Origin of the sequence: Pseudomonas sp. Cab53 (genome assembly GCF_018325965.1) — a bacterium.
GTDB lineage: Bacteria > Pseudomonadota > Gammaproteobacteria > Pseudomonadales > Pseudomonadaceae > Aquipseudomonas > Aquipseudomonas chlororaphis_E.
Map to the genome: position 1 here is coordinate 239,858 of NZ_AP021902.1, position 23,974 is coordinate 263,831.

General features: G+C 63.1%; 21 protein-coding genes and 2 pseudogenes. 6 read left to right on the forward strand and 17 right to left on the reverse strand.

The window, feature by feature from the left end:
- Nucleotides 1–14: 14 nt before the first annotated feature.
- A complete protein-coding gene (locus KI241_RS00995) occupies nt 15–2,234 on the reverse strand; it encodes a heavy metal translocating P-type ATPase (RefSeq protein WP_212803252.1) in 2,220 nt (739 codons plus the stop codon).
- A gap of 86 nt (nt 2,235–2,320) precedes the next feature.
- Between KI241_RS00995 and cadR the strand changes: the two genes are divergently transcribed.
- On the forward strand, nt 2,321–2,767 hold the full coding sequence (gene cadR, locus KI241_RS01000; RefSeq protein ID WP_042730280.1) for a Cd(II)/Pb(II)-responsive transcriptional regulator: 447 nt from the start codon (nt 2,321–2,323) through the stop codon (nt 2,765–2,767).
- Between the two features lie 126 nt (nt 2,768–2,893).
- Here the strand turns inward: cadR and KI241_RS01005 are convergent, their stop codons facing one another.
- The 3 genes from KI241_RS01005 to KI241_RS01015 all read right to left on the reverse strand — a co-directional run bounded on the left by KI241_RS01005 (nt 2,894) and on the right by KI241_RS01015 (nt 5,576).
- Nucleotides 2,894–3,865: a thymidylate synthase gene (locus tag KI241_RS01005; RefSeq protein WP_042730279.1), complete on the reverse strand. Its 972-nt coding sequence runs from the start codon at nt 3,863–3,865 to the stop codon at nt 2,894–2,896.
- 50 nt (nt 3,866–3,915) lie between these two features.
- Nucleotides 3,916–4,725 carry a prolipoprotein diacylglyceryl transferase gene (lgt, locus tag KI241_RS01010; RefSeq protein WP_042730278.1) on the reverse strand — a complete coding sequence of 270 codons (810 nt, stop codon included), beginning with the start codon at nt 4,723–4,725 and terminating at the stop codon, nt 3,916–3,918.
- A gap of 68 nt (nt 4,726–4,793) precedes the next feature.
- A complete protein-coding gene (locus KI241_RS01015) occupies nt 4,794–5,576 on the reverse strand; it encodes a sulfite exporter TauE/SafE family protein (RefSeq protein WP_042730292.1) in 783 nt (260 codons plus the stop codon).
- A 262-nt stretch (nt 5,577–5,838) separates the two neighbouring features.
- Between KI241_RS01015 and KI241_RS01020 the strand changes: the two genes are divergently transcribed.
- Complete coding sequence (locus tag KI241_RS01020; RefSeq protein ID WP_212803253.1) at nt 5,839–6,585, forward strand: NRDE family protein; 747 nt, start codon at nt 5,839–5,841, stop codon at nt 6,583–6,585.
- 116 nt (nt 6,586–6,701) lie between these two features.
- On the opposite strand, the gene ptsP is transcribed toward KI241_RS01020, so the two are convergent.
- Nucleotides 6,702–8,981 (reverse strand): phosphoenolpyruvate--protein phosphotransferase, encoded by a 2,280-nt coding sequence (ptsP, locus tag KI241_RS01025; protein ID WP_042732692.1) that lies wholly within the window; start codon nt 8,979–8,981, stop codon nt 6,702–6,704.
- A gap of 22 nt (nt 8,982–9,003) precedes the next feature.
- Nucleotides 9,004–9,483 carry an RNA pyrophosphohydrolase gene (locus KI241_RS01030; RefSeq protein WP_003186867.1) on the reverse strand — a complete coding sequence of 160 codons (480 nt, stop codon included), beginning with the start codon at nt 9,481–9,483 and terminating at the stop codon, nt 9,004–9,006.
- 143 nt (nt 9,484–9,626) lie between these two features.
- Here KI241_RS01030 and KI241_RS01035 point away from each other — a divergent pair, with 143 nt between their 5' ends.
- Nucleotides 9,627–10,283, forward strand: a complete 657-nt coding sequence (locus KI241_RS01035) for an HAD family hydrolase (RefSeq protein WP_042732691.1) — start codon at nt 9,627–9,629, stop codon at nt 10,281–10,283.
- 93 nt (nt 10,284–10,376) lie between these two features.
- Here the strand turns inward: KI241_RS01035 and KI241_RS01040 are convergent, their stop codons facing one another.
- Complete coding sequence (locus KI241_RS01040) at nt 10,377–10,805, reverse strand: DUF2269 family protein (RefSeq protein WP_042732690.1); 429 nt, start codon at nt 10,803–10,805, stop codon at nt 10,377–10,379.
- A 172-nt stretch (nt 10,806–10,977) separates the two neighbouring features.
- Nucleotides 10,978–12,491 (reverse strand): annotated as a pseudogene (gene ilvA, locus KI241_RS01045) (threonine ammonia-lyase, biosynthetic).
- Between the two features lie 269 nt (nt 12,492–12,760).
- On the opposite strand from ilvA, the gene rpiA reads away from it, so the two are divergent.
- Nucleotides 12,761–13,432, forward strand: a complete 672-nt coding sequence (gene rpiA, locus KI241_RS01050; protein WP_212803254.1) for a ribose-5-phosphate isomerase RpiA — start codon at nt 12,761–12,763, stop codon at nt 13,430–13,432.
- 174 nt (nt 13,433–13,606) lie between these two features.
- Here rpiA and KI241_RS01055 read toward each other — a convergent pair whose 3' ends face one another.
- From KI241_RS01055 to KI241_RS01070, 4 genes are all read right to left on the reverse strand, one after another.
- Nucleotides 13,607–14,524 carry an SdiA-regulated domain-containing protein gene (locus KI241_RS01055; RefSeq protein ID WP_212803255.1) on the reverse strand — a complete coding sequence of 306 codons (918 nt, stop codon included), beginning with the start codon at nt 14,522–14,524 and terminating at the stop codon, nt 13,607–13,609.
- Between the two features lie 112 nt (nt 14,525–14,636).
- Nucleotides 14,637–15,569, reverse strand: a complete 933-nt coding sequence (locus tag KI241_RS01060; protein WP_047736225.1) for an SdiA-regulated domain-containing protein — start codon at nt 15,567–15,569, stop codon at nt 14,637–14,639.
- A 171-nt stretch (nt 15,570–15,740) separates the two neighbouring features.
- Nucleotides 15,741–16,406, reverse strand: coding sequence for a fumarylacetoacetate hydrolase family protein (locus KI241_RS01065; protein WP_042731436.1), 666 nt, complete (start codon nt 16,404–16,406; stop codon nt 15,741–15,743).
- Nucleotides 16,407–16,444: 38 nt separating this feature from the next.
- Nucleotides 16,445–17,839, reverse strand: coding sequence for an FAD-binding oxidoreductase (locus tag KI241_RS01070; protein WP_123578508.1), 1,395 nt, complete (start codon nt 17,837–17,839; stop codon nt 16,445–16,447).
- A 201-nt stretch (nt 17,840–18,040) separates the two neighbouring features.
- On the opposite strand from KI241_RS01070, the gene serA reads away from it, so the two are divergent.
- Nucleotides 18,041–19,270, forward strand: a complete 1,230-nt coding sequence (gene serA, locus KI241_RS01075) for a phosphoglycerate dehydrogenase (RefSeq protein ID WP_042731434.1) — start codon at nt 18,041–18,043, stop codon at nt 19,268–19,270.
- A gap of 131 nt (nt 19,271–19,401) precedes the next feature.
- On the opposite strand, the gene KI241_RS01080 is transcribed toward serA, so the two are convergent.
- Nucleotides 19,402–19,827 (reverse strand): DUF4399 domain-containing protein, encoded by a 426-nt coding sequence (locus tag KI241_RS01080; RefSeq protein ID WP_042731433.1) that lies wholly within the window; start codon nt 19,825–19,827, stop codon nt 19,402–19,404.
- 133 nt (nt 19,828–19,960) lie between these two features.
- On the opposite strand from KI241_RS01080, the gene KI241_RS01085 reads away from it, so the two are divergent.
- Complete coding sequence (locus KI241_RS01085; protein ID WP_042731432.1) at nt 19,961–20,527, forward strand: transporter substrate-binding domain-containing protein; 567 nt, start codon at nt 19,961–19,963, stop codon at nt 20,525–20,527.
- Nucleotides 20,528–20,566: 39 nt separating this feature from the next.
- On the opposite strand, the pseudogene KI241_RS01090 reads toward KI241_RS01085, so the two are convergent.
- The 4 genes and pseudogenes from KI241_RS01090 to KI241_RS01105 all read right to left on the reverse strand — a co-directional run bounded on the left by KI241_RS01090 (nt 20,567) and on the right by KI241_RS01105 (nt 23,883).
- Nucleotides 20,567–21,192, reverse strand: a pseudogene (locus KI241_RS01090) (methyltransferase domain-containing protein).
- A 120-nt stretch (nt 21,193–21,312) separates the two neighbouring features.
- The gene (locus KI241_RS01095; RefSeq protein WP_047736221.1) at nt 21,313–21,957 is read right to left on the reverse strand and encodes a methionine ABC transporter permease; all 645 of its coding nucleotides are present in this window, start codon (nt 21,955–21,957) and stop codon (nt 21,313–21,315) included.
- Nucleotides 21,947–23,071, reverse strand: a complete 1,125-nt coding sequence (locus tag KI241_RS01100; RefSeq protein WP_053148843.1) for an ATP-binding cassette domain-containing protein — start codon at nt 23,069–23,071, stop codon at nt 21,947–21,949. The genes KI241_RS01095 and KI241_RS01100 overlap by 11 nt, the downstream gene beginning before the upstream one ends.
- 2 nt (nt 23,072–23,073) lie before the next feature.
- Nucleotides 23,074–23,883 (reverse strand): MetQ/NlpA family ABC transporter substrate-binding protein, encoded by an 810-nt coding sequence (locus tag KI241_RS01105; protein WP_042731428.1) that lies wholly within the window; start codon nt 23,881–23,883, stop codon nt 23,074–23,076.
- Nucleotides 23,884–23,974: the final 91 nt, after the last annotated feature.

A 23,974-nucleotide genomic window follows, 5' to 3' on the forward strand; every position in this document is an offset into this window, starting at 1 on the left:
GCCGACCGTGACCTTTACTTACGCAACAACCGCAACCCATTGAACACCACCAGCAAGCTCACCCCCATGTCGGCGAAAACCGCCATCCACATGGTGGCGAGGCCGGCGAAGGTCACGCCGAGGAAAATCGCCTTGATGACCAGCGCCAGGGCGATGTTCTGTTTCAGGATGCTGGAGGTTTGCCGCGACAGGCGGATGAAGGCCGGGATCTTGCGCAGGTCGTCGTCCATCAAGGCGACGTCGGCGGTTTCGATGGCCGTGTCGGTCCCGGCCGCTGCCATGGCGAAGCCGATTTCCGCGCGAGCCAGGGCCGGCGCGTCGTTGATGCCGTCACCCACCATGCCCACCCGGTGCCCCTTGGCGTACAGCGCTTCGATGGCTTGCAGCTTGTCGTTCGGCAACAGGTCGCCTCGGGCCTGGTCCATGCCCACCTGGGTCGCAATCGCTTCGGCGGTGTGAACGTTGTCGCCGGTGAGCATCAGGGTCTTGATGCCCAGCTCATGCAATTGCCGGATGGCTTCGCGGCTGGACTCCTTCACGGTGTCGGCCACGGCGAACAGCGCCAGGGGGCCCTTGGCATCGAGCAACAGCACCACCGACTTGCCTTGTTTTTCCAGGGCGAAGAGTTGCTCCTCCAGCGCCGGTGAGCACAGGCCCAGGTCTTCCACCAGGCGATGATTGCCCAGGTGGTAGGTCTGGCCGTCGATGTCGCCACGCACCCCTCGTCCCGCCAGGGCTTGGAAGTTATCCACAGGCTGCGCCGCCCGTTGCTTGTCCGTCGCCGCCTCGGCGATGGCGCGCGACACCGGGTGGTCGGAACGGGCGGCCAGGCTCGCGGCCAAGGCCGGGGCGGTGGTTTCCACGGTGGGGTCCAACACCACGCAGTCGGTCTGCACCGGTTTGCCGTGGGTAATCGTGCCGGTCTTGTCCAAGGCCAGGTAGTCGAGCTTGTAGCCAGCCTCCAGGTACACGCCGCCCTTGACCAGGATACCTCGGCGCGCCGCTGCCGCCAGGCCGCTGACGATGGTCACCGGCGTGGAGATCACCAGCGCACAAGGGCACGCCACCACCAGCAGCACCAACGCCCGGTAGATCCAGTCGAACCACGCCGCGCCCATGAACAGCGGCGGGATGACGGCCACGGCGAGGGCCAGGGCGAATACCACCGGGGTGTAATAGGTTGAAAATTGATCGACGAAACGCTGAGTGGGTGCCCGCGAACCCTGGGCCTGTTCCACGGCGTGGATAATGCGCGCCAGGGTGGACTGGTCCGCCGCGGCGGTGACGGTGTACTCCAGCTCGCCGGCCTGGTTGATGGTGCCGGCAAACACCTTGTCGCCGACGGTTTTCTCCACCGGCAGGCTTTCGCCGGTGATCGGTGCCTGGTCGATGGTCGAGCGCCCGGCTACCACGTCTCCGTCCAGGGCGACGCGCTCGCCGGGGCGAACCCGGACTCGCGCGCCCAGGGCGATGGCCTTGACCTCCTGCACCTGCCAGCTACCGTCGGGCTGTTGCACGGTGGCCTGTTCCGGGGCCATCTGCATCAGGCCGCTGATGGCATTGCGTGCCCGGTCCAGGGATTTGGCCTCGATCAGTTCGGCCACGGTGAACAGGAACATCACCATTGCCGCTTCCGGCCATTGGCCGATCAGCACGGCGCCGGTCACGGCGATGCTCATCAGCGCGTTGATGTTCAGGTTGCGGTTCTTCAGGGCGATCCAGCCTTTTTTGTAGGTGCCAAGGCCGCCGCTGAGGATCGACACCAGCGCCACCACGGCCACCACCCAGGTGGGGGCGGCGTTGGTGAAATGGATCACCTCGGCGCCCAGGGCCGTGACGCCGGACAACGCCAGCGGCCACCAGGGCTTGGCGGGGGCGGGTTGTGGGTTGGCAGGTTTCTCCTGACCCGGTGTCAGCGGCTCGGCCTGCATGCCCAGGGACTGGATCGCGCGGATGATCGGTGCGTCGTCGGGCAAGTCATGGGTGACGCCCAGCACGCGGTTGATCAGGTTGAATTCCAGCTGCTGCACGCCTTCAAGCTTGCCGAGCTTGTTCTGGATCAGCGTCTGTTCGGTGGGGCAGTCCATCGCCTCGATGCGAAAACTGCTCAACCGCGCGCCGTCCGTCGGTGCGTGGCCGAGGTTGACCACCGACGGCGCCGCTTCCGAGGCGCAGCAGGAATGCCCGTGGTCATGGCCATGGTTGGGCTTGTGGATGTGAAGGGAATCGCTCATCGGGTGACGTCCATGAAAAGTGCCTGTTGCACAGTAAAGACCCTGTAGCCACTATAGGGTCAAGCACCTATTTGGGAGACACCGCCATGAAGATCGGCGAACTGGCGAAAATCACCGACTGCCAGGTCGAAACCATCCGCTACTACGAGCGCGAAGGCCTGTTGCCGGAGCCGGCCCGCAGCGACGGCAACTACCGCGTCTATACCCAGGCCCATGCCGAGCGGCTGACGTTCATCCGCAACTGCCGCACCCTGGACATGACCCTGGAGGAAATTCGCAGCCTGCTGACCCTGCGCGACAGCCCCCAGGACCAATGCGAAAGCGTCAATGCCCTGATCGATGAGCACATCCACCACGTCAAGGCGCGGATCGATGGCCTGCTGGCCTTGCAGGCGCAACTGATCGACCTGCGCCATCGCTGTGGCGAAGGGCCGGACCTGGAGCAATGTGGGATTTTGCAGCGGCTGGAGGTCAGCGGAGCGGTGGTGCCGGAGACGGAGCCTTCGCATGTGGGGCGCAGTCATGGGCATTGAAGGTCATGAAGATCCAATGTGGGAGCGGGCTTGCCCGCGAAGGCGGTACATCAGACAAGATTCCTTTATCTGATAGGCCGCCTTCGCGAGCAAGCCCGCTCCCACAGGGATGGACAGTGGTGTGCTTCAGACCGCCATCGGCGCGGTCATCGGCGCATGGTGCTGGTAGCCTTCGAGGCTGAAGTCGCCCGGCTCCACGAGCTCCAGCCACTCCGGCTGGTACACGCCGGTCTTGGCGAACTCCGGCACGCGCTCGGAAATCACCAGCCTCGGCATCGGGAACGGCTCGCGGGTGAGCTGTTCGTTGAGCATGTCCAGGTGGTTTTCGTAGACGTGCGCGTCGCCGATGAAATAGGTGAACCAACGCGGGGTATAGCCGGTCAGGCGGCCGATCAGGCTCAGCAGCGCGGCGCCCTCGGTGAGGTTGAACGGCGTACCCAGCCCCAGGTCGTTGGAGCGGATGTAGAGGGTCAGGGAGATTTCCTTGGTCTCGACATTCGGGTGGAACTGGTAGAGCAGATGGCACGGCGGCAGGGCCATCTCATCGAGCTGGGCGCAGTTCCAGCCGTGGAACAGAATGCGCCGGCTGCCCGGGTCCTTGATGATGGTGTCGACGCACTGGCGGACCTGGTCGATGGCTTTGTACAGCACCACGTAGGCCTGGCCGTTCTCTTCGCCTTCGGCGATCTGCCGGTAGCCCTGGGCCAGGGTCTGCTCGATGGCCGCCCGGTTGGTCACCGGGATCTGCTTGTAGGCCGGCCACTTGCGCCATTGCACGCCATAGATCTCGCCCAGGTCGTCTTCGCCCTGGCGGAATGGGTTGGCCAGCCATTGGGCGTTTTCATTGGCGTTCTGATCCCAGACCTTGCAGCCCAACGCCCGGAATTCGGCAGCATTGTTGACGCCGCGCAGGAACCCGCACATCTCGCCGATGGCCGACTTGAACGCCATCTTGCGGGTGGTGATGGCCGGGAAACCGTCCTTGAGGTCATAGCGCAGCATCGCACCGGGGAAACTGATGGTGTTCACGCCCGTGCGGTTGGCTTGCTTGGTGCCGTTCTTGATGACGTGGGCCACCAGATCGAGATATTGCTTCATGGGTTACCTGTGTCCTTGAACCCGAGGCCGGGCCCCGGGGTTCGAATTTTTTAAGCCTTGGCCGCCGCAGCCGGCGCACGATGATAAGCCAGCCAGATCAGCACCAGGCCACCGACGATCATCGGCAGGCACAGCACCTGGCCCATGGTCAGCCAGTTCCAAGCCAGGTAGCCGAGCTGGGCGTCCGGTACACGGACGAACTCGACGATGAAGCGGAAGATTCCGTAGAACAGCGCGAACATGCCCGACACGGCCATGGTTGGCCGCGGCTTGCGCGAGAACAGCCAGAGAATCAGGAACAGCGCCACGCCTTCGAGGGCGAACTGGTACAACTGCGACGGGTGGCGCGGCAACTGCGCCGGGTCGCTGAACGGCGGGAAGACCATCGCCCACGGCACGTCGGTCGGCTTGCCCCACAATTCGGCGTTGATGAAGTTGCCGATGCGCCCGGCGCCCAGGCCGATCGGCACCATCGGCGCGACGAAGTCCATCAGCTCGAAAAACGACTTGTTGTTGCGCTTGCCGAACCACACCGCCGCGAGCATCACGCCGATGAAGCCACCGTGGAACGACATGCCGCCCTTCCAGACCTCGAAGATCAGCGTCGGGTTGGCCAGGTAGGCGCTCAGGTCGTAGAACAGCACGTAGCCCAAGCGCCCGCCGACAATCACCCCCATGGACAGCCAGAACACCAGGTCGGAGAGTTTTTCCTTGTTCCAGGTCGGGTCGAAGCGGTTGAGCCGGCGCGACGCCAACAGCCAGGCGCCGCCGATGCCGACCAGGTACATCAGGCCGTACCAGTGGATTTTCAGCGGGCCGATGGCCAGGGCCACCGGATCGATCTGCGGGTAAGGCAGCATTGATATTCCTCGTAAACGTCAAAAATACCCGGGCGACGCTGCCACCTCGGGATTAAGCCAGGATTGCGTCAGAGCAGGAAACTTGCGCCCACGCAGAACAGCAAAGCGGCGAACAGCCGTTTGAGCAAGCGCGGCGACAGGCGATGGGCCAGTCGCGCGCCGAAGCGGGCGAAGACCATGCTGGTCAGGGCGATGCCCAACAACGCCGGCAAATACACAAAACCGAGACTATGGGCTGGGAGCAGCGGATCGTGCCAGCCCAAAATCATGAAACTTAAAGCACTGGCCAGGGCAATCGGCAGGCCACAGGCCGATGACGTCGCCACCGCCTGCTGCATCGGCACGCTGCGCCAGGTCAGGAACGGTACGGTCAGCGAACCGCCGCCGATGCCGAAAATCGCCGACGCCCAGCCGATCACCGTGCCGGCCAGGGTCAGCCCGGCCTTGCCCGGCACCGTGCGGCTGGCCTTGGGCTTGAAGTCCAGGGCCAGTTGCAGCGCGACGACCATGGCGAACACGCCGATGATCTTTTGCAGGTTCGGGCCGGAAATCGCCTCGGCGGTGACCGCTCCGACGCCAGCCCCGACCAGGATCCCGACGGTCATCCAGGCGAAGATCGGCCAGCGCACCGCGCCCTTGCGCTGGTGCTCGCGCACGGCATTGACCGAGGTGAAGATGATCGACGCCAGGGAGGTGCCCACGGCCAGGTGGGTCAGGACCTGCGGGTCGAAACCCTGCAAGGTGAAACTGAACACCAGGACGGGAACGATGATCATCCCGCCGCCCACGCCGAACAGCCCGGCCAGCACACCGGCGCAGGCGCCGAGCAGCAGATAGAGCACAAATTCCACCAGCGTCTCCCCAGCCATCCCCGAAACAAGAGCGGCATGGTAACGGATCCATGGCCCTGGGCTCCACTGAAGGCGATGGATGCGAGGGCGATGTGTGGGTAGAGTGGGTTCGAACACCGATCGCTTTGTGGCGAGGGAGCTTGCTCCCGCTGGGCTACGCAGTAGCCCAAAAATCGTCGGGGAGTGCTGCGCCCTCCAGCGGGAGCAAGCTCCCTCGCCACGGGTCTTCGCTAAATCCGTCTAACTGGCTGGGGACTACCTGATGTGCCTGATCGTATTTGCCTGGCGACCTGGCCACGCCCGGCCGTTGATCGTGGCGGCCAACCGCGATGAATTCTACGCCCGGCCGACCTTGCCCCTGGCCCAGTGGCCGGATGCACCCCATGTCCATGCCGGCCGTGATCTGGAGGCCGGTGGCACCTGGCTGGGCATCGGCGCCGACGGTCGCTTCGCCGCCCTGACCAACATCCGCGACCCGGGCCAGGGCCCGGCCTTCAAGTCGCGGGGAGAGCTGGTGGCGCGCTTTTTGGGCGGGAGCCTGTCGATTGCCGATTATTTCAGCGAAGTCGTGCCCCGTGCCGGCGAGTATGGCGGGTTCAACCTGTTGCTTGGCGACGGCGCTGAGCTCTGGCACTTCAACGCTCGCGACGCCCGTCCGCAATGCCTGGCGGAGGGCCTTTACGGGGTGTCGAACGCCGGGCTGAACACGCCCTGGCCCAAGCTTCTCAAGGCCCGGGCCGCGCTCGCCGAGGTGCTGGATGACCCGCATCCCCAGGCCTTGCTGGCACTGCTCAACGACCCGGAGCCGGCCCCGGTGGCCGATTTGCCGGACACCGGCGTGGGCCTGGCGACCGAGCGGCTGTTGTCGAGTGTCTTCATTGCCAGCCCCGCCTACGGGACGCGAGCGAGCACGGCGTTGATCGTCCATGCCGATGGGACACGGCACCTGGTCGAACGCAGCTTCGGGCCCCATGGGGGGCATTTGGGGGAGGTGGAGGTGCGAGCCTGAAGGGTTAGCGTCAGCCCGTGGCGAGGGGCGACTAGGCTCTGCCTGAAAAGCCTTGATACTCGGTGATGCTGCGTTAAAAACCGCCTCACTTCGTCTCAAGATTTTTCAAACAGAACCTAGAGCGTCTTGTTCGAAGCCGGATTGATCATCCGCGCCAACCCGAGGTTCTTCAGCGCCAGTTGCAGGGAGCTGTGGATCACTTGCGGGTTGTCGATGGTCATGACTTCCGCCAGCAGTTCCTGGGCCTTGCTGAGGTTGATCTGGCGCAGCATCCACTTCACTTTCGGCAAGTTGGTGGCGTTCATCGACAGGCTGTCAAAACCCATCGCCATCAACAGGACGGCGGCTGCCGGGTCGCCGGCCATTTCGCCGCAGATGCTCACCGGCTTGCCTTCGGCATGGGCGTCGCGCACCACGGTCTGCAACGCTTGCAGCACGGCGGGGTGCAGATAGTCGTACAGGTCGGCCACCCGTGGGTTGTTGCGGTCCACGGCCAGCAGGTATTGCGTCAGGTCGTTGGAGCCCACCGACAGGAAGTCCACCTGGCGCGCCAGTTCCTTGGTCTGGTACACCGCTGCCGGGATCTCGATCATCACGCCCACCGGCGGCATCGGTACGTCGGTGCCTTCGTCGCGTACTTCGCCCCAGGCCCGGTGAATCAGGTGCAGGGCTTCTTCCAGCTCGTGGGTGCCGGAGATCATCGGCAACAGGATGCGCAGGTTGTTCAGGCCTTCGCTGGCCTTGAGCATGGCGCGTGCCTGGACCAGGAAGATTTCCGGGTGGTCGAGGGTCACGCGGATGCCGCGCCAGCCGAGGAACGGGTTGTCTTCCTTGATCGGGAAGTAAGACAGGGATTTGTCGCCGCCAATGTCCAGGCTGCGCATGGTCACCGGCTGCGGATGGAAGGCGGCCAGTTGTTCACGGTAGATCGCCAGCTGTTCCTTCTCGCTGGGGAAGCGCTGGTTGATCATGAATGGCACTTCGGTGCGGTACAGGCCTACGCCCTCGGCGCCGCGCTTCTGCGCCCGGGCCACGTCGGCCAGCAGGCCGGTGTTGACCCACAGCGGCATGCGATGGCCGTCCAGCGTCACGCAAGGCAGGTCCCGCAGCGCATCCAGGCCCAGGGCCAGTTGCTTTTCTTCTTCCACCACATCGGCGAACTGCTTGCGCAGCACGTCGCTGGGGTTGGTGTAGACCTCGCCGTGGTAGCCGTCGACGATCATCTGGATGCCGTCGACCTTGGAGTACGGCAGGTCCACCAGGCCCATCACCGTCGGGATGCCCATGGCCCGGGCCAGGATCGCCACGTGGGAGTTGCCCGAACCCAGCACCGACACCAGCCCCGCCAGCTTGCCTTCGGGCACTTCGCCGAGCATGGCCGGGGTCAGCTCCTCGCTGACCAGGATGGTGTTGTCGGGGTAGACCAGGGTCTGCTGGCGTTCCTGCTGCAGGTAGGCCAGCAGCCGGCGGCCGAGGTCCTTGACGTCGGAGGCGCGCTCGCGCAGGTAGGCGTCGTCCATCAGTTCGAAACGGTTGACGTGGTCGGTCACCACCTGGCGCAACGCGCCCTGGGCCCACTGGCCGGTCTTGATGACCGTGGTCACCTCGCTGCCCAGGGAGGCGTCGTCGAGCATCATCAGATAAACGTCGAACAGCGCACGCTCTTCAGGGCGCAGTTGCGTCGCCAGTTTGGCCGAGAGGGCGCGCATGTCGGCGCGCACGCCTTCGATGGCGGTCTTGAACAGCCCCAGCTCGGCGTCGATGTCGGTGATGGTCTTGTCCGGCACCACGTCGAGGTCGGCCGGCGGCAGCATGACCACCGCGGTACCCACGGCCGCTCCCGGTGAACCCGGCACGCCGACGAACTTGGCTTCCTGGATGCCCTTGCCCTGGCGACCCAGGCCGCTGATCGAGCCGGTGGCCTCGGCGTGGGCGATGACCCCGGCCAGTTGCGCGCTCATCGTCACGAGGAAGGCTTCTTCACCTTCGTCGAACTGGCGGCGCTCCTTTTGCTGGATGACCAGCACGCCGACGACGCGGCGGTGGTGAATGATCGGTGCGCCGAGGAACGAGGCGTAACGCTCTTCGCCGGTTTCGGCGAAGTAGCGGTAGCGCGGGTGGTCCGCGGCGTTCTCGAGGTTCAGGGGTTCTTCGCGCGTGCCGACCAGGCCGACCAGACCTTCATTGGGCGCCATGCTGACCTTGCCGATCGAGCGCTTGTTCAAGCCCTCGGTGGCCATCAGCACGAAACGGTTGGTCTCGGGGTCCAGCAGGTAGACCGAGCAGACCTGGCTGCCCATGGCCTCTTTGACGCGCAATACAATAATCCCCAACGCCGCCTTGAGATCCTTGGCGGAGTTAACTTCCTGGACGATCTTGCGCAGCGTATTGAGCATGGCTCGGGGTCGAACTCCGTCGTCAGTCGCGCGTCAGCAGGCGCGGGGCAAGCTCTTTGAGAGCGCGTCGATACACCTCGCGCTTGAATGTCACCACCTGGCCCAACGGATACCAATAGCTGACCCAGCGCCAGCCATCGAACTCCGGTTTACCGGTCAAATCCATCCGCACCCGCTGCTCGTTGGAGATCAGGCGCAGGAGAAACCATTTCTGTTTCTGGCCGATGCACAGCGGTTGGCTGTGCGTGCGGACCAGGCGTTGCGGCAAACGATAGCGCAACCAGCCGCGGGTGCAGGCGAGTATTTCGACATCTTCTCGCTCAAGCCCCACTTCTTCGTTCAACTCGCGGTACAAGGCCTCTTCCGGCGTCTCCTGGGGGTTGATCCCGCCCTGGGGAAACTGCCAGGCGTCTTGATTGATACGGCGAGCCCATAGCACCTGCCCTGCATCATTCGTCAGAATGATCCCCACATTGGGGCGGAAACCATCGGGGTCGATCACGGCAACAACCTCGCAAACGCATGTCGCCGCATTGTTCCACAAAGGTTGTGAAAGCAGCAACGCGCCGGCCTACCTTATGTGCACTCTTGTGAAAAGTCCGTATTCTGGACGCCTTTCTTCAGATTTTTCAGCGAGTAACTGCAATGCGGCTGGCTTTATTCGACTTGGACAACACCTTGCTGGGCGGCGACAGCGACCACGCGTGGGGCGATTACCTGTGTGAGCGCGGCTTTCTCGACGCCGTCTCCTACAAGGCGCGCAACGACGCGTTCTACCAGGATTACCTGGCCGGCAAGCTGGACAACGCCGAGTACCTGAATTTTTGCCTGGAAATCCTCGGCCGTACCGAGATGGACGTGCTGGCCCAGTGGCATCTGGACTACATGCGCGATTGCATCGAGCCGATCGTGTTGCCCCAGGCCCTCGACCTGTTGAAAAAACACCGCGATGCCGGCGACAAGCTGGTGATCATCACCGCCACCAACCGTTTCGTCACCGCCCCGATTGCCGAGCGCCTGGGGGTCGAGACCCTGATCGCCACCGAGTGCGAGATGGTCGACGGGCGCTACAGCGGCCGCAGCACCGACATCCCGTGCTTTCGCGAAGGCAAGGTGACCCGGCTGAACCGCTGGCTGGAAGAAACCGGGCATTCGCTTGAGGACAGCTATTTCTACAGCGACTCGATGAATGACTTGCCGTTGCTGGAGGCGGTGACGCACCCGGTGGCCGTGGACCCGGACCCGAACTTGCGGGCCGAGGCGCAGAAGCGGGGCTGGCCGGTGATTTCGTTACGCGGCTGAAACCGCTTTCGCGAGCAAGCCCGCTCCCACATGGGCGTGCACAACCCTGTGGGAGCGGGCTTGCTCGCGAATGGGGCCGCTCGGTCTCAAGGCTTAGACCGGCTTGGCCCCCATCAACCCGGCAATGGCGATAAAACAGACCACACCGAACAGCGCCAGGGCAAAGGTGAACCTGCCGTTGCCCGCCGTCGGTGCCTTGCGCGCTTTGTTCAGCCGTACCAACAGCCAGAACCCCGCCAGCGCCGCCAGGGTGTAGAGCACGCTGGAAGCCAGCAGCCAGGTCTGCCCCAGTGGCCAGCCGACCTGATGCACCATCCACCAGCCGGTAAACGGCAGGCTCGCCAGGGACAGGCCCATCACCAGCCAGACAAACAGCCGAGGGCGTTGCAGCGTGCGCGCCGCAGCCGTGGCATCGCCGTTACGGCGTGTCCGCCAGACCCAGATAGCCAGGCCCAGGACGCCTGCCAGCAGCAGTACCGTGGCAATGACGTGAGCGACTTTCAGGATGGTCAAGGTTTCCATGGTTCGATTTCCTTATGACTTGTCCAGCACAGCTTAGACCCCTCTGTGGCGAGGGAGCTTGCTCCCGCTGGGTCGCGAAGCGGCCCCAAAAAAGCAGTGAGCGCTTCGCATTCAAGCGGGAGCAAGCTCCCTCGCCACAGGTCCACCCAGTCCCCAGTCCAAACCGCGGGATTCACCCCAGAAACAGTTGATACGCCGGGTTATCGCTTTCATCCCAGTACGGGTAACCGATTTCCTCCAGCGCCGCCGGCACCAGATGGCGTTCATCGTGTGGCACCTGTAGCCCCGCGACCACCCGGCCGTCCGCCGCGCCGTGGTTGCGGTAGTGGAACATCGAGATATTCCAGCGCCCGCCCAGCTTGTTGAGGAAGTTGAACAGCGCGCCCGGGCGCTCCGGGAACTCGAAGCGCAGCACCACTTCGTCGATGACATGGGCCGCGTGGCCACCCACCATGTGGCGGATGTGCAACTTGGCCAGTTCGTTGTCGGTCAGGTCCAGCACCGGGAAGCCTTGCGCGGTCAGGCTGGCGATCAGCGCCGTGCGCGGGTCGTTCTCCGGGTGGGTCTGCACGCCAACGAAGATGTGGGCTTCGCTGCCGGTGTTGTAGCGGTAGTTGAATTCGGTGATCTGGCGCTTGCCGATGGCTTCGCAGAAGGCCTTGAAGCTGCCCGGTTTCTCAGGGATGGTCACCGCGATGATCGCTTCGCGGCCTTCGCCCAGTTCGGCGCGCTCGGCCACGTGGCGCAAGCGGTCGAAGTTGACGTTAGCGCCGGAGTCGATGGCTACGAGGGTCTGGCCGCTGATGGCGCGCGTTTCGACGTACTTCTTGATCCCGGCCACGCCCAAGGCGCCGGCAGGTTCGGTGATCGAGCGGGTATCGTCGTAGATATCCTTGATCGCGGCGCAGATCTCGTCGGTGCTGACGGTGATCACCTCATCCACGTAGTGCTTGCAGATATCGAAGGTGTGCTGGCCGATCTGCGCCACGGCGACGCCGTCGGCAAACAGGCCCACCGTCGGCAACACCACGCGCTCGCCCGCCGCCAGGGCCGCTTGCAGGCAATTGGAGTCGTCCGGCTCGACGCCGATGACCTTGATGTCCGGCCGCAGGTATTTCACGTAGGCCGCGATCCCGGCGATCAGCCCGCCACCGCCCACCGGGACAAATATCGCATCCAGGCGCCCGGGTGCTGGCGCAGGATTTCCATCGCCACCGTGCCCTGCCCGGCAATGGTATGGGGATCGTCATACGGGTGGATGTAGACGTAGCCCTTTTCGTCGACCAGTTTCAGCGAGTAGGCCAGGGCTTCAGGGAACGAGTCGCCGTGCAGCACCACCTTGCCGCCACGCGAGCGCACGCCCTCGACCTTGATTTCCGGGGTGGTCTTGGGCATCACGATGGTGGCCTTCACGCCCAGCACCTTGGCCGCCAGGGCGAGGCCCTGGGCGTGGTTGCCTGCCGACGCCGTGACCACGCCGCGGGCGCGTTCTTCGTCGCTGAGTTGGGTCAGCTTGTTGTAGGCCCCGCGAATCTTGAACGAGAACACCGGCTGCAAGTCTTCGCGCTTGAGCCAGATGTCGTTGCCCAGCCGTTCGGACAGCTGGCGAGCGGTCTGCAGTGGGGTTTCTACGGCAACGTCGTAAACGCGCGAGGTGAGGATCTTTTTGACGTACTGTTCAAGCATCGGAAAGCATCACTGGGCGGGTTGGGCAGGGCCAAGGAGTCTAACCCGGCTTTTGGCCGGGCGACCATACGAATTAAAGGGTTTCAAGGTACAAGGCCCCCTGTGGCGAGGGCGCTTGCTGTGGCGAGGGAGCTTGCTCCCGCTGGACTGCGAAGCAGGCCCAAGATTCTGCGACGGCTGCGCCATCGAGCGGGAGCAAGCTCCCTCGCCACGGTTTCTACGCCTATAATGCCGGCCTTTCGTTCACTCTCGGCACCTTCGGAGCCCGCATGACCCAGGATCAACTCAAACAGGCCGTGGCCCAGGCCGCCGTCGACCTCATCCTTGCGAAACTGAATGACAAGAGCATCGTCGGGGTCGGCACCGGCTCCACGGCCAATTGTTTCATCGACGCGTTGGCAAAACACAAGGGCGCCTTCGACGGCGCGGTTGCCAGTTCCGAAGCCACCGCTGCGCGGCTCAAGGGGCATGGGATTCCGGTCTACGAGCTCAACACCGTGAGCGACCTGGAGTTCTACATCGACGGCGCCGACGAAAGTGATGCGCACCTGAACCTGATCAAGGGCGGCGGCGCGGCCCTGACGCGCGAGAAAATCGTCGCCGCCGTGGCCAAGACATTCATCTGCATCGCCGATGCCAGCAAACTGGTGCCGGTGCTCGGCGCTTTCCCGCTGCCGGTGGAAGTCATCCCGATGGCTCGCAGCCACGTCGCCCGCCAGTTGGTCAAGCTGGGCGGCGACCCGGTGTACCGCGAAGGCGTGCTGACCGACAACGGCAACATCATCCTGGACGTGCACAACCTGCAGATCACCCATCCGGTGGAACTGGAACGCCAGATCAACGCCATCGTCGGCGTGGTCACCAACGGTCTGTTCGCGGCGCGTCCGGCGGACGTGCTGTTGCTCGGGACGGCTGAAGGGGTGAAGACCCTCAAGGCTTGATCCGATGTGGTGACTGGCACTCTTGTGGCGAGGGGATTTATCCCCGTTGGGCTGCGAAGCAGCCCTAAAACCTGAGTTGATCGGTGTGCCAGATAGATTGAGTTCGTTGCTTTTGGGGGCTGCTACGCAGCCCAGCGGGGATAAATCCCCTCGCCACAGGATTTTTGATTCTTATCAATCGGGCTGCGGCTTCTTGAACACGTAGAACAGATTCGGCTCACTCACCAGGTAAAGGGTGCCGTCGTCGTCCATGGCGAGGCCTTCGGCCTGGGGGACGGTCTGCTGCAAGCCCTGGCTGCCCTTGCTCAAGGACAGCGTGCTCAGCGGCCGGCCATTGATGTCCAGTTCGATGATCAACCGCGATTCCTCGGACAACGCCAGCAGATGGCCGCTGCGTTCATCGTATTGCAGGCTCGAAAGGTCGCGCACGAACAGCCCGGCATCACGCTTGGGGTTGTTGATGACATGGACCGCGTAGGACTTTTCTGGATTCTGATGGGGAAACCCATGCACTTCATAAATCAGCATCGGGTCGCGTTCCTTGGCCACGAATAGCCGTTTGCCTACCGAGTCGTAGGCGAGCCCTTCGAACCCCTTGTTGCTGCTCATGTGCACGCCAAGCGTCATCTGCTCGGCGTCGGCGGCGTCGAGGAACCGGGTGTCCTGGTCCAGATGGATCTTGATCAGTCGCTGCTGGCGCTCGTCGGTGATGACGTAAGTGTCTTCGCTGATGAATTCCACCGCTTCCGGGTCGCCGAAGCCCACCAGGGCGATGCGCCGCAGGATCCTGCCTTCGAGTGACAGCTCGACCAGCTCCGGATTCTGGTTGGTGACGGTGAACAGGCTCTTGCGTATAGGATCGAAGGTCAGCGCCGAGACATCGTCGGCCAGGCCGTCGATCGCCTGCGCTTCGACCGTGACCCGGTACTGGTCCAGCGCAATGGCCTGCTCGTGGGCGGGATTCCAGAAGCTGTTGACGTTGAACCAGGCGCGCTCGAACAGGCGCAGGCGCTGTCCCATTGTGATCGAAGCGATCAGGGCGATGGCCAGCAACATCAGGATCAGAGGTTTGGGACGGGCGAGTCGACGCATGTTGGGGGTGGGCTCGGATAAGAACAGGTGGCTGAAATATCACGACTACCTGAACTGAAGCTTAATGGCCGTGTGCCACACCCTACAGCGAAGGAGGAATAATCCTACAAGGTCAGCGTTGTTTTTCGAAACGATAGAACAGATTCGGTTCGCTGACCATGTACAGGTTGCCGGCCTCGTCGACGGTAACGCCCTCGGCACGCGGTATCGTGTCCTTCAGGCCGTTGAAGCCGCCCAGCAGGGTCATGAAGCTGACCTGCTCGCCTTTTTCGTCCAGCTCCAGCAGCAAGTGGGAGTCGGCCGAAAGCACCAGCATGTGACCGGTGCGAGGGTCGACGGCCAGCGCCGAGAGGTTGCGCAGGTCCAGCTCATTGCTGACATGGATCTGCTTGTCGCCCTTGAGCAGCTGGCTGCCGTCGCTTTTCCAGGTGTACAGCGCCGGCGGGCGTTCTTCACCCAGCACCAGCTGCTGGTTGCGCGGATCCCAGACGATGCCTTCGAAACCCTTGTTCTGGTTTTTCGATGCGCCAAGGTCATAACGAGGGAAGGCGGCGCTGTTCAGCTCGCGGGTGTTGGCATCCACCTGGATGATCGACAGGCTGTGATCGCGTTCATCGGTAATCGCCAGCAGGCCGTTTTCCATGTAGGTCACGCCCTCCGGATTGCTCCAGCCCACCAGCGGCATCTTGCGCAGGACCTCGCCCTGCAGGGTCAGCTCCACCAGGAACGGGTTTTTGCCCATGACGGCGAACAAGGTTTTGGTCTGCGGGTTGTAGGTCACATCGGAGGCTTCGTCCTTCTCCATGCCCGGTAGCGGCTTGGCGTCGATCACGGCATGGTAGTCCGGCAGCCAGACACTCTCCTGGCGCTGGGCCGGGCTTTGGAAGCGTTCCGATAGCCAGAGCAGACCGCGGTCGTCCCAGTGCATCGCGAACGCCAGGCCATAAGCGGCGGCCACGGCCAGCAGTGACCAGGCATACCAGGGCAGGGCAAAGCGAGAGCGGCGGGCGGACTTGGCAGGGGACAGCGCGTGGGGTTTGGCCATGGGGAGAATGCGTTCCAGGAAATTCGGCTAAGGGAATGGCTGGCTCAGATGCCGCATTCGCCGGAATTATCCGGATGGCATGTGAAAAAAACGATAAATCACGGGATGGACTGCTCCCAAATCCTCTGTAGGAGCGAGCTTGCTCGCTCCTACAGAGGATGATGGCAGCTTTTAGCGAACGCAGCTTTCGAAGCGGCTCGCGCCCGGCAATTCCAGGACCAGTTCATCGCCGGCATTCAGCGGCCCGACGCCGGCCGGGGTGCCAGTGAGGATGACGTCGCCGGCCTGCAGCGAGAAGCAGCCGGCCATGTACTGGATCATCGGCACGATGGGGTTGAGCATCAGGCGGCTGTTGCCGTCCTGGCGCACCTCACCGTTGATGGTCAGGCGCACCGGGATGTCGGCCAGGTCGGTAAACGTGCTGCCTGGCACGAACGGGGCGATGACGGCCGCGCCGTCGAACGACTTGGCCACTTCCCATGGCAGGCCCTTGGCCTTGAGCTCGGCCTGCTTGTCCCGAAGGGTCAGGTCCAGGGCCGGGGCGAAGCCGGAGATGGCGTCCAGGATTTCCTCGGCGCTGGGCCGGGTCGACAGCGGCTTGCCGATCAGCACGGCGATCTCCGCCTCGTAGTGCACCGAGCCGCGCTCGGCCGGAATGCTGAACCCGCCCTCCAGCGGCACCACGCAACTGCCCGGCTTGATGAACAACAGCGGTTCGGTGGGCACCGGGTTGTCCAGTTCCTTGGCATGTTCGGCGTAGTTGCGGCCAATGCACACCACTTTGCCCACCGGGAAGTGGATGCGTGTACCGTCGACATACTGGTGCTGATAGCTCATTACCGACTCCTGTTCTGGGATTGGGGTGATTAAAGGGTTCAAACCGCGAAGATCTTGCCCGGGTTCATGATGCCGTTCGGGTCGAAGACCGCCTTCACGGCCTTCATGTATTCGATTTCCACTGGCGAACGACTATAGGCCAGGTAGTCGCGCTTGGTCATGCCCACGCCATGTTCGGCCGATATCGAGCCGTTGTACTTCTCGACGATCTCGAACACCCATTTGTTCACCGTGGCGCACTTGGCGAAGAACTCGTCCTTGCTCAGGTTTTGCGGCTTGAGAATGTTCAGGTGCAGGTTGCCATCGCCGATGTGGCCGTACCAGACGACTTCGAAGTCGGGATAGTGTTTGCCGACGATCGCGTCTATTTCCCTGAGGAAGTCCGGGACTTTGGAGACCGTCACCGAAATGTCGTTCTTGTACGGCGTCCAGTGGGAGATGGTTTCGGAAATGTACTCGCGCAGTTTCCACAGGTTCTGCAACTGGGTTTGACTCTGGCTCATCACGCCGTCCAGCACCCAGCCCTGTTCCACGCAGTGCTCGAAGGTTTCCAGCGCCTGGTTGGCCACGTCTTCGGTGGTGGCTTCGAATTCCAGCAGGGCATAGAACGGACAATCGGTCTCGAATGGCGCCGGTACGTCACCGCGCCCGAGGATCTTGGCCAGGGCCTTGTCGGAGAAGAATTCGAACGCGGTCAGGTCGAGCTTGCCCTGGAACGCATGCAGCACGGGCATGATCGAGGCGAAGTCCGGCGTGCCGAGCACCATCGCCGTGAGGTTTTTCGGCGCCCGGTCCAAGCGCATCGTGGCCTCGACCACGAAGCCGAGCGTGCCTTCGGCGCCGATGAACAACTGGCGCAAATCGTAGCCGGTGGCGTTCTTGATCAGGTCCTTGTTCAGCTCCAGCAGGTCGCCCTTGCCGGTGACGACCTTCATGCCCGCCACCCAGTTGCGGGTCATGCCGTAGCGAATGACCTTGATCCCGCCGGCATTGGTGCCGATGTTGCCACCAATCTGGCTGGAACCGGCCGATGCGAAGTCCACCGGGTAGTACAGCCCGTGTTCCTCGGCCTTGTTCTGCAATTGTTCGGTGATCACGCCCGGCTGGCACACGGCGGTGCGGTCGGTGAGGTTCACGTCGAGGATCTGGTTCATGTAGTCGAACGACACCACCACTTCGCCATGGGCGGCCACGGCGGCGGCGGAAAGCCCGGTGCGTCCGCCCGACGGCACCAGCGCGACCTTGCGGGTATTGGCCCAGCGCACGATGGCCTGCACCTGCTCAATGCTCTTGGGAAAGACGATGGCGCTTGGCGCGGGGGCAAAATGACGGGTCCAGTCCTTGCCGTAAGCGTCCAGGGAGTCGGCATCGGTCAGGACCTTGCCCGGCTCGACCAGGGTCTTCAACTCAGCGATCAGGTCAGCAGTAGTCATCGACAGAACTCTCGAACAATTCATGGTCACCCTGAAGACGGTTCACGTCGCAGAATGAGTGTTTGAAGGTCGCATATGCTAGCATACGCCCCCCGCAGAGGCGTTCTAACAGGCCACGCTGCGGGCCGGCGACTACGCCGTGTGGGCAGCCTGACGTTGCCCATTTCCCTGCCATTTTTCTCCGGGACACAGGTTACGCAGATGAGCAAGACTTCTCTCGATAAGAGCAAGATCAAGTTCCTTCTTCTCGAAGGCGTCCACCAATCGGCTGTCGACGTCCTCAAGTCGGCGGGCTACACCAGCATTGAGTACATCACCAGTTCTCTGCCGGAAGCCCAGCTCAAGGAAAAGATCGCCGATGCTCACTTCATCGGCATTCGCTCCCGTACCCAATTGACCGAAGAGATCTTCGACCACGCCAAGAAACTGGTCGCGGTCGGCTGCTTCTGCATCGGCACCAACCAGGTCGACCTCGACGCGGCGCGCGAGCGCGGCATCGCGGTGTTCAACGCACCGTACTCCAACACCCGTTCCGTTGCCGAACTGGTGCTGGCCGAAGCGATCCTGCTGTTGCGCGGTATCCCCGAGAAGAACGCATCCTGCCACCGTGGCGGCTGGATCAAGAGTGCGGCCAACTCCTTTGAAATCCGCGGCAAGAAGCTGGGGATCGTCGGCTACGGCTCGATCGGCACCCAACTGTCGGTCCTGGCCGAGGGCCTGGGCATGCAGGTCTACTTCTACGACACCGTGACCAAGCTGCCGCTGGGCAACGCCACCCAGGTCAATGACCTGCACGAGCTGCTGGGCATGTCCGATATCGTGACCCTGCACGTGCCGGAAACCGCTGCCACCCAGTGGATGATCGGCGAGAAGGAAATCCGCGCCATCAAGAAGGGCGGGATCCTGATCAACGCCGCCCGTGGCACCGTGGTCAGGCTCGAAGCCCTGGCCGAAGCGATCAAGGACAAGCACCTGATCGGCGCCGCCATTGACGTGTTCCCGGTGGAGCCGCGCTCCAACGACGACATCTTCGAAAGCCCGCTGCGTGGCCTGGACAACGTGATCCTGACCCCGCACATCGGTGGCTCCACCGCTGAAGCCCAAGCCAACATCGGCCTGGAAGTGGCGGAAAAACTGGTCAAGTACAGCGACAACGGTACTTCGGTATCGTCCGTGAATTTCCCGGAAGTGGCCCTGCCGGCTCACCCTGGCAAGCACCGCCTGCTGCACATCCACGAGAACATCCCGGGTGTGATGAGCGAGATCAACAAGGTCTTCGCCGAAAACGGCATCAACATTTCCGGTCAGTTCCTGCAGACCAACGAGAAGGTCGGCTACGTCGTGATCGACGTCGATGCCGAATACTCGGACCTGGCGCAAGAGAAGCTGCAGCACATCAAGGGCACCATTCGGTCCCGCGTGCTGTTCTAAGCCGCGAGGCTGGCTGGCAATGAAAAACGGGAGCCCGAAAAGGCTCCCGTTTTTTGTGCCTGATATGATGCTGCACCTGTGGGGGCGGGCTTGCTCCCACAAGGGCCTATGTTCCGTCACCCCAGGCGGTGTTATTTCACGTTTACCGTGATTTTCTTGGAGACAATCGGCGGATCAAACGGCATGTGGCCACTGTCGCCCAGTTCCAGCTGCAAGGTGTGCTTGCCCGGGGCCAGCTTGATGGTGGCCTCGGTCTGCGCCTTGCCGAAGTGCATGTGGTTGGCGTCGGTCGGGATCGGTGCGCCCGCGGCAGGCAATTGGTCGACATCGATCAGCAGATGGTGATGTCCGGTATTCTTGGTCACGTCACCCGCCGGGGCCAGGGCGATACCCTTGACGCCGAACTGGACCTTGAATTCCTGGGCGACAGTGGCTCCGTCGGCCGGGGAAACGATGAATGCTTCTGCGCCCTTGGGTGCAGGGGTTGCGGCGGTTGCCAGCATCGAAGTGCCGAGCAACAGGCCGGCCAACGCGGCACGAGACATAACGCTTTTCATTTTTTTCTCCAGTTTTTTCATGAAATCCGCCCGGTCATGACAACTTCATGACCAATCGTTGTCGAAGCCTGCAACAACCATAGCAAAGCGAGCCTGAAACGAGCGTCGCTTGTATCGATACCAAGGAGTGACCATGCGTTTCCTGCCTGGCCTGATCTGCCTGCTACCCCTTTTGAGCCCTTTGGCCCATGCCGAATTGATCGATGACATCAACGACCGTGGTGAGCTGCGCATCGCCCTGGAGGCCAATACCGCGCCGTTCAACTTCAAGGAAGACGGCAAGCTCACCGGGTTCGAAGTGGAGCTGGGCCAGATGCTCGCCAGTGAACTCGATGTACGCGCCGACTTCGTGGTCACCGATGCTGCGGACCTGCTGACCGGTGTGGAGAGCGGCAAGTACGACGTTGCCATCAACCACATAGCAATGACCCCGGAACTGGCCGAACGTTTCGACACCAGTGCCGCTTACAGTCAACCGGATGCGCAATTGTTGGCGAAAAAGGATGAAACCCAGCGCCCGCTGATGATGGCGCAGTCTTTCCAGCCGGAAGAAAAGAGCGGCCCGGCGCCGCACCTGGTGATCCCCTTCCAGAAAGGCAACCCGGCGTTCAAGGCCAGCCTGGACAACGCCCTGACGCGGATCAAGGATGACGGGCGGCTGGAGCAGTTGTCCCAGAAGTGGTTGGGCAAGCAGCAATAGCGGGGTGAGCGCAGCTTTTGTGGTGAGGATTGCTGGGCTTCAAATCTTGCGCCAGACACTCGCCAACCACGGCTGCTGCTCGCGCGGCCGTCCCGCCGGTCGGTAGTAATGCTCCAGCTCCACGAAGCCGGCGTCGGTGAGCAACGCGCGCCAGGCCGCCAGGTCGTGGTAGGCGCCGAAACGCTGGCCGTTCCAGCCCTCCTGATTCTCGCCCCGGGGTTGGAGCTGAACAACACGCCGTCAGCCTTGAGGGTGGCGTGCAGTTGCCTGAGCACCCGCGGCAACTCCTGTCGCGGAACGTGAAACAGCACGGCGTTGGCGAAGATCCCGTCGAAGCGTTGCGCCGGCAGGTCGAGTTCCAGGAAGTCCTGTTGCCACACCTCGCAGCCGCTGTCCTGGCGTGCCATGCGGACGAACTCGGCTGAGCCGTCCAGGCCGATCGCGACGTGGCCCAAGGCGGTGAACGCGCGCAAGTCCCGGCCCGGGCCGCAACCCAGGTCCAGGATGTGCAGCGGTGCGCTGGTCCGGATATGGCGCAGCAATGCGTCGATGTTCTGGCTCACATCATGGTCGCGGGTGCCTTCGCGAAAGTCTTCGGCGACGGCGTTGTAGTTGCCCAGGGTGGTGGCGGTGATGGCTTGCAAGTCTTCGGGGGAGTGTTTCATGGTCGTGGGCTTGGTAGGGAGCGTGGGCGGACTATAGCGCACATCCCCAGCCTGGCCGTTCACTTAAGGACGACACGTGATAAACCTCAAGTGAACAGCACTGCCACAAGGGCCGGCCTGTCAGCGTTTGTTCAGCCCCCGCGCCAGGCGGTCCCCGCCGAGCTGAATCACCGCCACCAGCGCCACCAGCAGAACGATCACCGTGAGCATGATCTGGCTGTCGAAACGCTGGTAGCCGTAACGGTAGGCGATGTCGCCCAGGCCACCGGCACCGATGGCCCCGGCCATCGCCGAGGAGTTGATCATGGTCACCAGGGTGATGGTGAAACCGCCGACGATGCCCGGCAGCGCTTCGGGCAGCAGCACGTGCCAGACAATGTGCCAGCGCCGGCAACCCATGGCCTGGGCCGCCTCGATCAACCCATGGTCGACCTCCCGCAGGCTGACCTCGGCGATGCGGGCGAAGAACGGCGTGGCGGCGATGGTCAACGGCACCACCGCCGCCCAGACACCGTACGTGGTGCCGACGATCAGCCGGGTGAACGGGATCAGCGCCACCATCAGGATCAGGAACGGGATCGAGCGGAACAGGTTCACGAACGCGCCCAGGGCCTTGTTCAAGACGGGCGCCTCAAAGATGCCACCCTTGCCGCTGGTCACCAGGATCACCGCCAGCGGTATGCCCGCCAGCAATGCGATCAACGACGACACCCCGACCATCAGGAAGGTGTCGATAAAGCCCTGCAATAACCGATCAAACCACATAGCCCAGCACCTCCACCTGTTGTGCCCAATCGCCCGCCCGTTGCCGCAGTTCCTCGGCGCCCCACGACGAGCCGCTTACCGCCAACAATAATTGCCCCAGCCCGTGGCCCTGGATCCGTTCGATGCCGCCATGGAGCAGCCGCACCCGTCCGCCGAGGGCGCTGAACAGGGCCGCCAGGTCGGGTTCGTCCTGCCCCGTGCCGGTGAACTGCAAGCGCAACACAGTGGCGGCCTCGGCTGAGGCCGGTTGCGCCTGCAAACGGCTCTTCAGTTCGTCGGGCAACGCGTGCTGCAACGGCGCGAGCAGGGTTCGGCTGACCGCGTGTTGCGGGTTGCCGAACACTTCCCAGACCGGTCCCTGCTCGACGATCCGTCCTTGTTCGAGCACCACTACCCGGTCGCAGACTTCGCGAATCACTGCCATTTCGTGGGTGATCAGGACGATGGTCAGGCCCAGGCGCTGGTTGATCTCGCGTAGCAGCCCGAGGATCGACTGGGTCGTCTCCGGGTCCAGGGCCGAGGTGGCTTCGTCGCACAGCAGTATCTGGGGATCATGGACCAGGGCCCGGGCGATCCCGACGCGTTGCTTTTGCCCGCCCGAGAGCTGCGCCGGATAGGCCTGGTGCTTGCCTTGCAGGCCGACCAGCTCAAGCAGCTCACGAACCTTTTGCTCGCGCTGCGCCTTGGGCACGCCGGCCACTTTCAGCGGCAGTTCGACGTTCTGCCACACAGTCTTGGCCGACATCAGATTGAAGTGCTGGAAGATCATGCCGATCCGTCGGCGCAGCTGCACCAACTGGTCTTCATCGAATTGGCCGATGTCCACCCGGTCGATCAGCACTCGCCCGCTGGTGGGCTGCTCAAGGCGATTGATGGTGCGGATCAGCGACGACTTGCCCGCGCCACTGCGGCCGATGATGCCGAACACCTCGCCGCGCTGAATCGCCAGGTCGATGCCTTGCAGGGCGGCCACCGGGCCTTGGGCGCCAGTGTAGGTCTTGCCCAGGCCGATGAAGCGCACGTGCGCGCGGTTCAGGTCCGGGTGCAGTTCAGTCGGGTCGGCGCCCTGGGGCGCGGCGGCTTCCTGTCGGAGCCTGGCGTTGACGGCGTTCATGATCAACCTTCCCAACCGGCCTGGTAGAGCTTGCCGTGGGCCTTGTCGAGGGCGGCACGGACGACGGGCGAATGCTGGTAGATGTCGACGAACTTGATCAGCCGTGGGTCATGCTGGCTCTTGGGCTGGATCACGAACTGAATCACGTATTCCTTGTGGTCCAGGCCGTCGAACAGCAGGGCCGAGCCGGCGTCGAAGGTCTTGGCCAGGCGGATGTAGGCGGGGTAGCCCTGCACCAGGTCGGCGTCATCGTAGGCGCGCACCAGTTGCACGGCCTCGACCTGGAGGATCTTCAGTTTCTTCGGGTTGGCCACGATGTCGTCTTCGGTGGCCTTGTAGCCCACCCCTGGCTTGAGGCTGATCAGCCCGGCCTTGGCCAGCAGTTGCAGGCCGCGACCGCTGTTGATCGGGTCGTTGGCGATGGCGACGCTCGCCCCTTCGGGCAACTCATCGAAGCTTTTGTACTTTTTCGAGTAGAGGCCGACGTTGTTGATAATTCCCGGTGCAAAGGGCACCAGGTCAAACCCGGCGGCGGCCTTGGCGTTTTCCAGGAACGGGATGTGCTGGAAGTAGTTCACGTCGATGTCACCGGAGGCCAGGCTGACGTTCGGTGCGATCCAGTCGCTGAACTCCACCAGCTCGACCTTCAGGCCTTGCTTGCCAGCCTCTTCGACGGCGGCTTCCAGGGGTATGGCGAAGGCGGCCGTGGTGCCGATCTTCAAGGGAGCATCGGCGGCGAACAGGGCCGAGCTGAACAAGCCGAGGGTCAGGGCCAGGGCTTTGACTGGCGAGGAAAGGGAGTATTTGGTCATAAAGTTCTTCCAGTCATTCATGGTCGGGTGCGTGTTTTTGTGGCGAGGGGATTTATCCCCGCTGGGCTGCGTAGCAGCCCCAAAGCAGTCA

Coding starts and splice junctions, on each gene's coding strand:
- KI241_RS01065 (WP_042731436.1), bottom strand. CDS start 16,406: ATGAGCTATCAGCACCAGTATGTCGACGGTACACGCATCCACTTCCCG.
- KI241_RS01040 (WP_042732690.1), bottom strand. CDS start 10,805: ATGGAAACCTTGACCATCCTGAAAGTCGCTCACGTCATTGCCACGGTA.
- KI241_RS01020 (WP_212803253.1), top strand. CDS start 5,839: ATGTGCCTGATCGTATTTGCCTGGCGACCTGGCCACGCCCGGCCGTTG.
- KI241_RS01035 (WP_042732691.1), top strand. CDS start 9,627: ATGCGGCTGGCTTTATTCGACTTGGACAACACCTTGCTGGGCGGCGAC.
- KI241_RS01100 (WP_053148843.1), bottom strand. CDS start 23,071: ATGAACGCCGTCAACGCCAGGCTCCGACAGGAAGCCGCCGCGCCCCAG.
- KI241_RS00995 (WP_212803252.1), bottom strand. CDS start 2,234: ATGAGCGATTCCCTTCACATCCACAAGCCCAACCATGGCCATGACCAC.
- KI241_RS01055 (WP_212803255.1), bottom strand. CDS start 14,524: ATGCGTCGACTCGCCCGTCCCAAACCTCTGATCCTGATGTTGCTGGCC.
- ptsP (WP_042732692.1), bottom strand. CDS start 8,981: ATGCTCAATACGCTGCGCAAGATCGTCCAGGAAGTTAACTCCGCCAAG.
- KI241_RS01085 (WP_042731432.1), top strand. CDS start 19,961: ATGCGTTTCCTGCCTGGCCTGATCTGCCTGCTACCCCTTTTGAGCCCT.
- KI241_RS01095 (WP_047736221.1), bottom strand. CDS start 21,957: ATGTGGTTTGATCGGTTATTGCAGGGCTTTATCGACACCTTCCTGATG.
- KI241_RS01080 (WP_042731433.1), bottom strand. CDS start 19,827: ATGAAAAGCGTTATGTCTCGTGCCGCGTTGGCCGGCCTGTTGCTCGGC.
- KI241_RS01070 (WP_123578508.1), bottom strand. CDS start 17,839: ATGACTACTGCTGACCTGATCGCTGAGTTGAAGACCCTGGTCGAGCCG.
- serA (WP_042731434.1), top strand. CDS start 18,041: ATGAGCAAGACTTCTCTCGATAAGAGCAAGATCAAGTTCCTTCTTCTC.
- cadR (WP_042730280.1), top strand. CDS start 2,321: ATGAAGATCGGCGAACTGGCGAAAATCACCGACTGCCAGGTCGAAACC.
- KI241_RS01060 (WP_047736225.1), bottom strand. CDS start 15,569: ATGGCCAAACCCCACGCGCTGTCCCCTGCCAAGTCCGCCCGCCGCTCT.
- KI241_RS01105 (WP_042731428.1), bottom strand. CDS start 23,883: ATGACCAAATACTCCCTTTCCTCGCCAGTCAAAGCCCTGGCCCTGACC.
- rpiA (WP_212803254.1), top strand. CDS start 12,761: ATGACCCAGGATCAACTCAAACAGGCCGTGGCCCAGGCCGCCGTCGAC.
- KI241_RS01005 (WP_042730279.1), bottom strand. CDS start 3,865: ATGAAGCAATATCTCGATCTGGTGGCCCACGTCATCAAGAACGGCACC.
- lgt (WP_042730278.1), bottom strand. CDS start 4,725: ATGCTGCCTTACCCGCAGATCGATCCGGTGGCCCTGGCCATCGGCCCG.